This is a genomic window from Nostoc sp. (assembly GCF_036916575.1).
GTDB lineage: Bacteria > Cyanobacteriota > Cyanobacteriia > Cyanobacteriales > Nostocaceae > Nostoc.
This window is the reverse complement of sequence record NZ_JBALGC010000115.1, coordinates 78,256-90,837: the sequence shown is the minus strand read 5'-3', so window position 1 is coordinate 90,837 and position 12,582 is coordinate 78,256. Positions and strand designations below refer to the sequence as shown.

8 protein-coding genes are annotated in these 12,582 nt (G+C 43.0%); 2 read left to right on the top strand and 6 right to left on the bottom strand.

The genetic code is table 11. The features are described from left to right. Nucleotides 1-113 precede the first annotated feature (113 nt). Nucleotides 114-3,392 carry a two-partner secretion domain-containing protein gene (locus V7L29_RS25860; RefSeq protein ID WP_334737227.1) on the top strand — a complete coding sequence of 1,093 codons (3,279 nt, stop codon included), beginning with the start codon at nt 114-116 and terminating at the stop codon, nt 3,390-3,392. 188 nt (nt 3,393-3,580) lie between these two features. Next, nucleotides 3,581-3,955: a hypothetical protein gene (locus V7L29_RS25855; protein ID WP_334691408.1), complete on the top strand. Its 375-nt coding sequence runs from the start codon at nt 3,581-3,583 to the stop codon at nt 3,953-3,955. 65 nt (nt 3,956-4,020) lie between these two features. On the opposite strand, the gene V7L29_RS25850 is transcribed toward V7L29_RS25855, so the two are convergent. The 6 genes from V7L29_RS25850 to V7L29_RS25825 form a co-directional block, all read right to left on the bottom strand. Then, entirely contained in the window at nt 4,021-4,800 is a 780-nt protein-coding gene (locus V7L29_RS25850; protein WP_334737226.1) for a DUF928 domain-containing protein, read from the bottom strand. A 12-nt stretch (nt 4,801-4,812) separates the two neighbouring features. Beyond that, the gene (locus tag V7L29_RS25845; RefSeq protein WP_334737225.1) at nt 4,813-7,164 is read right to left on the bottom strand and encodes a CHASE2 domain-containing protein; all 2,352 of its coding nucleotides are present in this window, start codon (nt 7,162-7,164) and stop codon (nt 4,813-4,815) included. A 23-nt stretch (nt 7,165-7,187) separates the two neighbouring features. Continuing rightward, nucleotides 7,188-8,153: a DUF1822 family protein gene (locus V7L29_RS25840; protein WP_334737224.1), complete on the bottom strand. Its 966-nt coding sequence runs from the start codon at nt 8,151-8,153 to the stop codon at nt 7,188-7,190. Between the two features lie 33 nt (nt 8,154-8,186). Next, the gene (locus V7L29_RS25835) at nt 8,187-8,825 is read right to left on the bottom strand and encodes a sigma-70 family RNA polymerase sigma factor (protein WP_334691404.1); all 639 of its coding nucleotides are present in this window, start codon (nt 8,823-8,825) and stop codon (nt 8,187-8,189) included. Nucleotides 8,826-9,221: 396 nt separating this feature from the next. After that, nucleotides 9,222-10,265 carry an NAD(P)/FAD-dependent oxidoreductase gene (locus tag V7L29_RS25830; protein WP_334737223.1) on the bottom strand — a complete coding sequence of 348 codons (1,044 nt, stop codon included), beginning with the start codon at nt 10,263-10,265 and terminating at the stop codon, nt 9,222-9,224. Next, a complete protein-coding gene (locus V7L29_RS25825; RefSeq protein ID WP_334737222.1) occupies nt 10,237-12,450 on the bottom strand; it encodes a hypothetical protein in 2,214 nt (737 codons plus the stop codon). Before V7L29_RS25825 ends, V7L29_RS25830 begins: the two co-directional genes overlap by 29 nt. Nucleotides 12,451-12,582 lie beyond the last annotated feature (132 nt).

The window sequence follows — 12,582 nt, the reverse complement described above, 5'->3', positions numbered from 1 at the left end:
CGCAACTGAGAATTATCCAAAGGTGACTTCAACCACCAATCAACCCACATTAGTGGTGTGACATAACCAAAGTTCTGCAACTGCTGTTTGCTTAGGGGGGTGCAATGTCCGAGATGAGTAATCGTTGGGGCTGGTTTATAGGGATTGCGACATTTAGTGTATTTTATTGTTGGTGCAATTACGCTAATGCTCAAATTACTCCAGATGGGACTCTACCCAATAATTCCATCGTCACACCAGATGGCAGCATCTTTAATATCACAGGAGGAACGCAAGCAGGCAAAAATTTGTTCCACAGTTTTCAGGAGTTTTCCGTTCCAAATGGAAGTACTGCTTTCTTTAATAATGCTGCGGATATTCAAAATATTATCAGTCGGGTAACAGGTGGGTCAGTTTCTACCATTAATGGCTTAATTTATGCTAATGGCACAGCCAATCTGTTTTTGATTAATCCTAGTGGGATTATTTTTGAGCGTAATGCTTCGTTGAATATTGGTGGTTCTTTTGTAGGGACGACAGCTAATGCAATTGGGTTTGGCAATCAAGGTTTTTTTAGTGCTACTAATCCAGAAAGTTCTTCATCACTATTAACAGTCAATCCTTCCGCCTTACTATTTAATCAAATCAAAACTGCATCTATCCAAAATAATTCAGTTGCAGACTCTGGTTTAAATCCATCTTTTGAGTTTACAGCAACGGGTTTACGTGTACCAGATGGTAAAAGTTTGCTATTGGTCGGCGGTGATATCAATATGGATGGTGGAGGATTGTTTGCTTTTGGTGGGCGAGTGGAGTTAGGTGGGTTAGCAGGTGCGGGAACAGTTAAATTGAATGGCGATGGTAATAATCTGAGCTTGAGTTTTCCGGATGGTGTAGAAAGAAGCGATGTTTCTTTGAGCAATGGCGCTGAAGTGAATGTACGCGCTGGTGATAGCGGTAGTATTGCCATTAATGCCCAAAACTTCAATATGGCGGCAGGTGAAAGAAGTTTTTTGCTAGCAGGAATAGATTCAGGGTTAGGATCTGCTGATTCTCAGGCGGGAGATATAGATATTAGTGTACCGGAGACAATAAATCTTACCAATGAGAGCTTAATTGCTAATACGGTGCGCCCAAGAGCTGTGGGCAAGGGTGGCAACATCAATATCACCACTGGGTCACTTTCGCTGACAAACGGTGCACAACTGCAATCGCGGACTAGAGGACAAGGTGATGGGGGAAATGTAAATATAAATGCCCGCAATACAGTTTCCTTTGATGGAGTAAGTAGTGATGGAGCCACTAGTGGGGTAACTGCTTGGGTGGAACCTCAAGCCGTAGGTAACGGTGGTAACATCAATATCATAGCTGGCTCGTTCTCGGTGAAGAATGGTGCTGGAATAACTACTAGTACCTTTGGACAGGGAAATGCCGGTAGTGTGAACATCAATGCCCGCAATTCCGTCTCCTTGCAGGATGGTGCACAGATAAGGACTGGCACTTATGGTGTCGGAAATGCTGGAGATTTGACAATTCAAACGCGGCAGTTGAGTGTCCAAAATGGGTCACAAGTGCTAGGTGGCACTACTTTTAGTGGAAGTTCTGGAGCCGGGGGAAAATTTAGCGTTAATGCCTCGGAATCCATAGAAATCGCAGACTCTATATTTTCTAATCAGACAGAAGGTACTGGCTCCAGCAAGGGCATGACGATTCAAACGGGGCAGTTGAGTGTCCGAGATGATGCACAGATATCTACTAGTACTTATGGTGCCGGAGATGCCGGAGACTTAACGATTCAAACGGGGCAGTTGAGTGTGCGAGATGGTGCACAGATATCTACTGGTGCTTTTCCTGGTAGCTCGGGATTAGGAGGGAACTTAAGCGTGACTGCCTCAGAATCTATAAAACTCATTGGCTCCTCACCATATACTCTGGATCCTAGCGGCTTGTTTACTGCAACAGCTGGTACCAAAGCTGCCGGAAACTTGACGATTCAAACGCGGCAGTTAAGTATTCGGGATGGCGCAGAGTTATCTGCTAGTACTTTTAGCTCAGGAATGGGGGGAAACTTGAGTGTGACTGCTTTAGAATCCATAGAACTCGTTGGAATTGGTCGTCGATTATCTGGTGGTGGCTTGTATGCTAGTACTTCCGGTAGTGGGTCTGCTGGAAACTTGACAATTCAAACGCAGCGATTGAGTATTCGAGATGGCGCACAGGTATCTGCTGGAACTTTTCCTAGTAGTTCGGGAGCGGGAGGAAGTTTGAGCGTGGCTGCCTCGGAATCCATAGAACTTATTGGTACTTCAGCAAACGGGTCGTTTTCTAGCGGCTTGTATACTCAGACAGATGGTACCGGATCTGCTGGAAACTTGACAGTTCAAACACGGCAGTTGAGTGTCCGGGATGGTGCAGTGATATCTGCTAATACTTTGAAATCTGGGTCAGGAGGAAGCTTGAATGTGACTGCCTCAAAATCCATAGAACTCATTGGAGGTCAATTATTTGGTGGTGGCTTGTTTACTTCCACAGAGGCGAACTCAACAGGGGATGCAGGCGATTTAACTGTTAAAACTAATAACTTACTAGTGCAAGATGGAGCTGCAATAACCGTGCAGAGTTTGGGAACAGGAAAGGCAGGCAACATGACGTTAAATGCTCGCTCTATTCGTTTAAACAACAACGCCTTAATTATTGGTAACACACAAAGCGCTAAAGTTGACCCCAATAGAGAGCAGGCGACAATTAACATTAACTCACAAGATTTGTTAATGAGTCGCAATAGCAACATCTTCACCAACGCCACGGGCGAAAACGTTATCGGTGGCAACATCAACATTGACACTGATTTCCTCATTGGTTTTGAAAATAGTGACATCAGCGCCAATTCTCAAGACTTCCGTGGGGGAAATGTGCGAATCAATGCCCAAGGTATCTTTGGCACACAGTTCCGAGATGTGGCATCTGATAGCACAAGTGACATTACTGCTACTGGGGCAAGTTCTCAGTTAAGTGGTAATGTAGAAATCAACACACCTGATGTAGACCTTAACAGTGGCTTAGTCAACCTGCCAACAATACCAGTTGACACCAAAGTGACACAAAGTTGTGCTGCTGGTGGAACCATAGCTAAGAACCAATTTACTATAACTGGGCGCGGCGGCTTGCCCCCTAACCCAGGTGAAGCTCTTAGCACTGACGCAGTGCAAGTAGATTTGATTACTCTCAATCCCAGCAGTGATCGCCGCGATCGCCCATATTTTACCAGTAAAACAACTACCCCCATACCAGAACGCATCATAGAAGCTACTGGGTGGGTACTAAACGAAAAAGGGGAAGTTGTCCTAACAGCAAATGCTCCCACCACGCCCCATAGTCCTTGGTTTAACCCTCCATCTTGTAGAGCAAGTTAACATTAGACTTCACTGGGACTGCATTGTTAATGCATCGGCTGACGATGCGATTGTATCCACTTACAATCCCATTGTATCGCCTACAATGCCATTACATCGGTTTACATAAGTTAAAAACCTCGCCTGACTGTTAACTTGAGAGTTGCAATGGGCATATTAAAGGTATATTTTATTAACGGTATACCTCTATGCCTGTTCAAGATACAACACGCCGTTTGCCCGCTCAATCAATTAGTCAAGATATTACTTCATTGCACGGTTTGCAAACAATCAGCACCTATGAGACAACCCGTGCTGATGCCTCTGCTGCAAATTTACAGCAAACTTATCAGGCTATGTTGAGTTCTCAACAAGCCGAAACTGAGAAACTAGCTTTATACCGTGCTGCTACCGATGCTGCCCGATTAGCAGAATGGGAATTTCACAATGCTGTATTAGCGATGAAAGAAGTTGTGCGTGGGCAATATGGGTCAGATAGTGATCAAGCCCAAGCAGTTGGACTGAAGAAAAAATCAGAGCGCAAGCGTTCTAATCGCAAAAAGTCAGTTGCGGCTGCAAGTTAATCAACTTAACCATTGAGTAAGTGTAGGGCGATCGCTGACTTTTGTGCAAACGCGATCGCCCTTCACTACTTACTTTCTAAATTGCAGCACTCCACCTTTGGTTCAGTTGCAAAATCATTCAAACCAACAGCTTGCAACAGCGTTGTCCAAGAAGTATCTTGCGAATTGGTGCGACGCAGTTGACTAGCAACGCTCAACGCATCATACCAAATACCATTAGCCGCATAAAGGTTTACTTGCTGGCGTGGTGTTGCTTTTTCCAATTGAGTTTTCAAAGTAGGCTTTAGTTGCTCCCGTTTTACGTATCCTTCAATATAACCAAGAAATTGCTCATCCTTATCCTTCTTACAGTAAATGTTGAAATACCAATGATACCGCTTACCTATCTCCAAAGGTGCTGCTTTCGATGGCAAGCGAAGGTTTACCACTCCTGATGTCCCCGTTAAAGGAGTTTTGTAAATATTCTGATTTTGTGCTTCATCTTCTAGCACAAACTCTCCAGATGCAAAGTCGGATGTATAAGGAACATAGAATAAGAAACTAGGATGCTCAGAAATCGTTGTTCCAAACACCAATTCGGAATTTGCATAAACGGGCACCAAAGCTGTGAGCTGCTTTGGAGAGGAACTTAGGGACTTGTTCAGGTTCTGACTACAGCCACGGCTACCTGCTTCCGCTCGTTTACCTGGTTCCCCGATGTCTGGTGGTGGAGGCGGCGCAGCGAAAATCAATGATTGATTTAATTGTCTGTTGGGGTTTCCAGGCTTTGCCTGCACTTGGATACAGCTCGTGAGTGTTAAACTGATGGCGAGGAAAAGTTGAATCTTTCGCGCAAACAATTTCATCTGTTTTATACCTCAAGTTGTAGAAATCAGTTGTTGCTGACTTTGTTGTGAAGATAGGTAAATTACTGTGCCGCCAGTCAGCACTAAAACTAAGGTTGACGGAACCAGGGGAACCCAAATGCCCTGGTAAAAGAGAATCAAGCAAAGAATGTATAAGCCGCCTAGTACGCCTCCTGCTGTTAGTAATAGATATAGTCTTGATCGATAGCGCCAAGCGAGTGTCTGCGACACGGCTACGCCGATCGCACCTCCAACCACAGACCAACCCCAAACCCATAACACTTCAACCCAAACAGGCAAAACTGATATTAAAGGTCGGCCATCGATCGCAGCACTCACCAGCTGACTCACCATTTGCGCTTGTAAAATCACTCCTGGTACTTCCTGAGAAAAACCCTGTTCGGTCATGTAGGGGGTGAGATTATAATCACGGAAGCTTTGGGCAGTAGTACCAATGAGAACAATTCGGTCTTTGACTTGTTCGGGGTTGACTTTTCCTCTAAGAACATCTGTGAGTGTGACTTTAGGGGCAATTTCTAAAGGTGAACCTTGATAAGAGCGGTAATTAAGCAATATTTGATAGCCTCCCATCTGCGATTCGGTTTTAAAGCTATTTCGTGATCGCAACCGTTTGAAAACGATGTTACCTAGCTGCAAATCTCCTTGGGGAGTGTATTTCGCAAAAATCCCTTTTTTCTCCAAATAGTGGAATGCCAGTTGGGCATTAAGTGCGTAGCGTGCAATACAAGGAGATGTTGGGTTAGCTGGCTGCATTGCTAATAAATGACGACGCAAAACATTGTCTGAGTCGGGAACAATATCACTAAATCCTTGGCGTTCTGGTGGAACTCCTTCTGGAGGTGAAACTCCGGGATAGTTTTGGGTGCGATCGCTAACTTTGCAAATTGCAAAGAAATTGTCATCTGTTTTCCAACGAGTGGTTAAAGAGGACTGGTTAGGTTGTATCGGTTCATCACGATAAATATCCAAGCCAATGGTTCGCGCTTGGTACTGTGCAAGTTTATCTAACAGTCGCGCTAGTGCAAGATTTGACAGTGAGCCACTTCTTTGCTTCTGCTCTGGGAGGTAAAGATCGTCTTCAGTTACAGTGACGATCAATAGGCGCGAATCTTGCTTTTCCTGTGGACGCGATCGCATAAAATTGTCATATAAGAGCAACTCCCATGTTTGCAATCCTCCTTGATGTCTTACCCCTAGCACACCAACAGTTATTAGCAAGCTCAATAGTAGCAAGGTTCCAAGGCGGCGAATGTTGGGAATTCGGGGCTTTGCCCAAGTCATTGGCACTACGGCATGATGTTCGCTAATTACTGGCAACCAACTTGCACCTGGATATTCCTTTTCTATTCCTTTGAGCCTTTGTCTGGCAGTGCGAACCGCAGCATATATAGATTGTCCTGTTGAAAAAACCTCCAGAAAATGCTTTAAAAATTTTTGAGCCACCTTATCTGGTACTGGTTCCCGCATGACAATAATTTGCGGAATCTGTAAATCTTGTAGTTCTCGTGCTAATCCTAATCCATCACAGGAGTTAAAAATTGCTAATTGTAACCCGTTGGCAACAGCATTTATCAGGGCATATCTGAGTTCATCAATTGTTAATTTATCTGTATGATTAATATAGATGCAACTAGCTTCACCCTCACTCTTGCTATGACCTGCAAAAAATAAGATATTCCAAGGTTGTTTCCACAATTTGTCATCGATGTCTGAATATTCAGGTTCTACTAAAAAAGTTGTAGTGGCACCAGGTAATTTCTCTAGTAATTGGCGGTCTTGCTCCACATCAATGCCGTCACTATTGCCTAAAATTGCCAAAATTCTAATTTTATTTCTGCTTATGGATGTCTGCAATGCGGCTGTTACTGGTTCTGATTCTGGAACACTGAGAACAACTTCAGCTTTGAGGTAATCCCGATCTACCAAATCCCATAAATGCCAGGGAAGTTTCTTGAGTTGCAAACAATGAGTGCGAATCAACACCCGCACTTCTTCATCTGGCATCAGATGTTTGAGCCATTTTTCCCGCACGGGACGAAAAGACTCTGACAGCAACCAGTTATTCAGATGCTCCCGCACCTCACTAGCTTTTGTATCATACTCCTTACGTCGTTGGGAGATAGAACCATCGTAAATAATTTTTTTGGCTTTGATCCGGGTAAATTTCCACAAGCTGCGATATGTGGATTGCCATTGATCAATTGCTGTTGCCATATCTAAATTGGAGGGCAGCTTGCCAGTAATTTCTGTAGTAGGGCGTTTGCCCTCTTCTCCAATCTCCAGCGTTACCTGCACGCCTAAATGCAAATTGCCATCTAGCTTCAGCACAACTAATTTTCTCATTGGCAGCACCTCTGCTGTTGTTCTTAACAAATGATAAAATTTTCTGTAATGCTGATATCTTCCAAAGTAAGTTTAACGCTAAAACGTTCTCCCACCTCACAACTAAATTCCAATTGAATATTCTTATTGCTGCTTCTTGTTTGGGCTTCCATCACAGATGTTCCCTGAAAATCCAGCACCATTAGATGGAGATTTGGTGGCAGATAATCTTGCCCATTTGTCGGATGTACTTCTACAATAATGTCAATTTCTTGCTCGTTGTCTGGGGGCAGGGTAACGACTAAAACCACTTCTCGATCTTTCAAAACTTTTCCTAAATTAATCAGCTTGCCCCTACTAATAAAAGCACCATTGCTACTTCTTAGACTCCAAGCTTGATTGACACTTTGAGTGCCTAAAAGAGTCTCAATTTCTTGCCAACCAGCTTCAAAAATATTCTCCAACCATTGTTTCAATTTAACTAAACTCTGATTGGAGTCTAGCGAATTATCAGCTATTTCAGCAATCCGTAATTGAGAAAGTTCTTCTAAATACTCCAAAAGATTATCTAAAGGTTGCAATTGGTTAATGGGTAATAAATCAGTTTGTACTTGCTTGACAAATCCCAGCAATTTCGCTTCTCTAAATGATTTGCTGATCTGCACAGCTACATAGCCAATTCGATTTGACTGTACTTCCGGCGGCACATAAACAAATTGTGCATCTTCTAATACTGGACGACATTCTAATAAGCCCAAGTTTTTTAGCGACAAATCAGCAATATCCATAAGTGTCTGTTGTATGACATTCCAACTATCACTTTTATTCAAGTCTGTCTCAAATCCCATGCAACATAAATAATAATTTACAAAAGACACAGATAAAGTATTGAGATAAACTTGTTCGCTTTTTGCTTGCGTGGCTTGTTGTCTGCGTAACTCCTCTGCTCGATGCCTTCCATCCACAGGTATTGGGGCTGAAAATGTTAAAACGTTGATGATTTTGCTCATATTCTTGCCTAGCTGATTAGATGATATTAAACATTAAATATATAAATATTCATGAAATTTAGTAGCAAATTTTTTCAAACAACGTTGATAAAAACTATGAAGAGATGTGATTCCAATACCCCATTCTGCCGAAATCTCTTTCCAGGAAATGCCAGAACATCTTCTTTTAGCTATAGCTTGAAAATTTGCTTCTGGATGACCTTTGATATGTTCCTTGCAAAAAATGAATTCTGGGTCAGTTTCTATACATTCTCTTACTTGTTCAAATAAAGACATAGGTTGAGATGAGTGTATATTTTCCAGATAAGAGTTTTCGAGATTTATTTCATTTTGTTTACCGATAATTTTGGGTATAGCCTCTGGAAAAAAACGTTTAGTTAATAGCATATTTATCCAAGTCATCACTTCACCGCGTTCTGGGTCATACTTATTAATATTGTTGTCTTGACAAAGATAGAAAAATAAATTTTGTACTGCTTCATCATAGATATCTTGATAAAGTAGTTGAAATTGACCTTTATAAGGATGAACAAGCTTACCTGACTGCCAAATAGCATTAATCAAACGTGTTAAGGCTATCCGCTTTTCCTTAGTTAGGTGTGTGTATTGTTGGGCTGCGATCGCTAAGTCTTTAAGTTGTTCATCTAATTGTTTTCTCCAGTCATTACTCATAAAAGACCTCGAATCAGAACGCCCTAAGTTGCGAATTTATATATATCTCATGTATTGAGCGCGACTTTTACACAAACCAGCCACAATTGTTACAAAACTTTTCGTTCATCCATTGAACTGGGGACTGGGAAAATTTGCCTTGGCGCAACGCCAGAGCTTGGGGAACTGGAGTATCAACTTTTCTGGAGTGAGTATGACGTGGTTTATGATTTAAACACCGAGACAAACAAGCCTCAAACCCATACAGAGTAAGGGGAATACACCAAATACTCAAAAATGCCTCAAACCCAGATATATCAACAAATTAAGCCTAATGATGTCAAAGTCTTTCTGTATATAGATTTGAGGCTATTTTATGGGTGTTTTTTGTCTAAGTCTCACTAAGCGGACATGATATTAGATCCAAAAGGAAGGACTATGCAACTTCGCAATTAGGCTACTTAAGTTTTTTACATCATGTCGAAACCAGTTATGAATCCATAGACAGTACTGGTCAATAGCTTGTTGTTCTGTAAAATTACCTAACAGTTCTGATGCTATTGAATGGCTAACCCAAATACCAGACATAATTGCTTTAAGAACCCCATGACTTGATGTCGGGTCAAGTACCATTGCTGCATCCCCAATGATAAAGTAACCACATCCGGCTGGTTGTGAAACGATTCGCCAGCTGACATTAGCCGCCCGCATTGGTTGGTAAATCTTTAACCCTTGGAGTTCATTGGGTAGCCAGTCTTTTGGGATTTTATGCTCTCTAAATGATAAGTGCGTCCATTGATAAAGTTGCGCTCGCACTTTCGCAGTCCACGTCCAACCACAGGAATCAGCAACGATCGCCGGAGCATGATCTCGTGCTGGGCATTCTCCTGTTACGTAACCATAATAGCTAATTAGACGTGGGGAATGATAAGAGATTTCTAACCCTAATTGTTGAGCAAGCCAATGATGATCTCCGGCAGCATCAATGATTTTAACTGCCTGAAAAGTTCCTTGGGATGTCTCAACACCAATTACTCTGCACTCATCAATTAGTAACCTACAAGCATGGCAAGGTTGTATAATTTCTACACCAAGCGCTCTTGCTTGATTGAGCAAAATTGTATCAAAATCGGCTCTCCAGGCTTGAAATCCTAGCCATGTTCCCGAATCGTCTGAGCCAAAAGGGACAAACTCCCTCCCGGCTGACCACTGCACCCAGTTTCCCTGATGACGAAGAAAGCCAGCTGCTAACACTGGCTCAAGTACCCCTAACTGCTTAAGTAGTGGTTCAACACCAGGATGTAATGTTTCACCAGGGTGTGTACGAGGAAATGGTTTCGACTCAATCAGGACAACTTTTAGGCCTAGTTGGGCGCACCGAATAGCAGCAGCGCAACCACCCGGCCCACCCCCAACTACAAGCACATCAGGATTAGACACGTCTTCTAGACCAGCTTCCATTAGAGCGTTTCAACAGAATATTGACTGGTGTAACAAACAGCGTCACAGTTTCTTCGATTTCAACCAAGCGTTTTCGAGAATCTTCTGGGTCTAAAAATGAATCTCCATAACGATAAATCTCAAACCGATAGATATTTCCACCAAGCCTAGTTCCTGTTTGAGTTTGTGCCTGTTGTAATTCAGAATTGGTCGGTTGCACTGGTTGGAACGAAAACACGCTCCATTTTCCCCTATCTTCAGGTCTGATCCTTAAGACTTGGTAAACATTCGCCATTGCCAACACTCTGGCTTCGTATTCACGCACATCAACCTTAGCCGTTAATGAGAGCGAAAATTTCTTTTGCAAAGAGTTTTCTACATAATCTGCATGAGCAAAATCTGAATATTCTATCAACTCTTTGCCATCCTTCGTCACCCGTCGAGGCCCAGATATTCCATCCCACGGTAGATTGCCAACCTGACCAATTTCTAAATCTGTTAACGGGCTGACGGTAGGCCAAAGGGGATTTGGCTGAAACGTCCGGGCTGCATCAGGAGCGACTGCGGGCCAAAATGTACTAAGTGCAGCACAAAGTTTGGAGTCTTCTGGAAAAGGACTGCCTAAGCCGTAGCTTGCTAAGTGTTCCACTTCGTTGGTGCGATCAAAACTGACATCCCAACCAGGAGCAAACACACCAGCCGCCGCATCTGGAAGATATGCTTGTCGGATTGTTGGGGAACCATTCAACGGCATTTGTTGCATCGAACCCTGACGAGGTAACGAGACAATTGCAGTTACAGTTTTATCTTCTGGTCGAAAATCAACATCTTCTAATTGCAGGTTGGGAGCAAAGCGATTGTCAGATAATGTTTCTGGCATAACTTGCCAGAGATTCTGTCTGAGTCTGCTAGGTACTGATTGCTCTGTCCATTCTAATAGCTCTCGCTGGTCGCAGCTGGGAAAAAAATCTGGTGCAGTTACTAAAGAATAGGCAGGTACGTTGCGAGGAATTGCCACCGCCAACTCTGGACATATTGCTTCAATCGACCCATCGCCTGTAAAGTCAAGGTAGTGTTGAGCATCGTAGCCACCTGCTTTCACAACCGCCTCTACATCTTTCTGGTCGTTGAGATTTTCTTGTTGACCATTGGGCAATATTTTATGGCGCACATGAACATACTCTGGAGCGTGTCTTGCTTGTGTCGTTTGATCCGCAGGAATTGCGAGGCTAGAAGATAGAGTTGGACTATTTGGTGGAACTTTAAAGGTGAGCGGCTTCCCTTGGTAAGTAGCCGCTTCAACTAGATTTGGATGAACAACTGGAACTAAAAGCCCTGTGCTAAAGTCAGGCGCTGTTGTAAATTCAGCAATGCCTTCTGTAAAAATAAATGGCGGGTTACTAATGTCTGGTTCATCCCAGCCTGTGTTTTTTAATACTAAATGAATCCGCCGCAGTTTTTGATTGAGATGATGAGCATTTAAAGCCACTTGTAAGTCAAAGCCACGAATGCATTCTGTACCGTTGAATAGCTTGTGGAGAGGAACCCAGAATAGTCTTTTATCATCTCCATCCTGAAAACGCAACGGGCCAAAGGTCTGGAAATTACCAGTGCGTTGAACTGCAATATAGGCAGAATAACGCACTGGCAAAACACGAAAAGTTTCTTTCAAGTCACCTTCAACGGCTGGGAGAAATCCGCGCAGTTTGTCATTATATAGCGGTTGAGCAGTTCCGACTCGCGCCACACCTGTGCGCGAAAAACAGATATCAGCGTGCTGACGGTGGACAGTTTCCGAAGCAGGACGATATTCTGAGGCAAACACAGCGATTGCTATTAGTTGTCTTTGAGCCAGAACTTGCAAATCTTGCAAAGAAGGAGGTTGCACTCCATAAACAAAATTTTCAATAATTTCGAGTTCCACTAGGGTGGGATATGCACTCAGATTGCTATTCACAACATTGGGTGAAGCCAAGGCATGAAACAGCAAGCTCTGAGATGGATTTCCTGCTTCTATTGCTCGTTTCCCTTCAAAGGCAAAATCTTCAAACCCTACTATCTGACGATTGATAGCTGGTAGTTCTTTAGTTAATTCTTGCTGGAGGTTTGTTGCGGTGATATCTAGCCCTTGCTGGAGTAGCAAGTCTCGCCAACCAACAGAGGCTAGGCGATCGCAAATCTGTTTAACTTCATCAATGAGAGCCATCACTTATATCCTCAATTCTACAGGTAAGCAAGATTAATAGTATTTTTCACTTATGACATTATCAGTTTCAAAAATCAGAATACAAGAGATTAATTTTAAAATATCCTTTAAAATCTGCTCCTTGGATACCTG

What these genes read in the sequence shown, in the direction of transcription:
- V7L29_RS25860 (WP_334737227.1), top strand. Translation starts at nt 114, where the DNA reads ATGAGTAATCGTTGGGGCTGGTTTATAGGGATTGCGACATTTAGTGTA.
- V7L29_RS25855 (WP_334691408.1), top strand. Translation starts at nt 3,581, where the DNA reads ATGCCTGTTCAAGATACAACACGCCGTTTGCCCGCTCAATCAATTAGT.
- V7L29_RS25850 (WP_334737226.1), bottom strand. Translation starts at nt 4,800, where the DNA reads ATGAAATTGTTTGCGCGAAAGATTCAACTTTTCCTCGCCATCAGTTTA.
- V7L29_RS25845 (WP_334737225.1), bottom strand. Translation starts at nt 7,164, where the DNA reads ATGAGAAAATTAGTTGTGCTGAAGCTAGATGGCAATTTGCATTTAGGC.
- V7L29_RS25840 (WP_334737224.1), bottom strand. Translation starts at nt 8,153, where the DNA reads ATGAGCAAAATCATCAACGTTTTAACATTTTCAGCCCCAATACCTGTG.
- V7L29_RS25835 (WP_334691404.1), bottom strand. Translation starts at nt 8,825, where the DNA reads ATGAGTAATGACTGGAGAAAACAATTAGATGAACAACTTAAAGACTTA.
- V7L29_RS25830 (WP_334737223.1), bottom strand. Translation starts at nt 10,265, where the DNA reads ATGGAAGCTGGTCTAGAAGACGTGTCTAATCCTGATGTGCTTGTAGTT.
- V7L29_RS25825 (WP_334737222.1), bottom strand. Translation starts at nt 12,450, where the DNA reads ATGGCTCTCATTGATGAAGTTAAACAGATTTGCGATCGCCTAGCCTCT.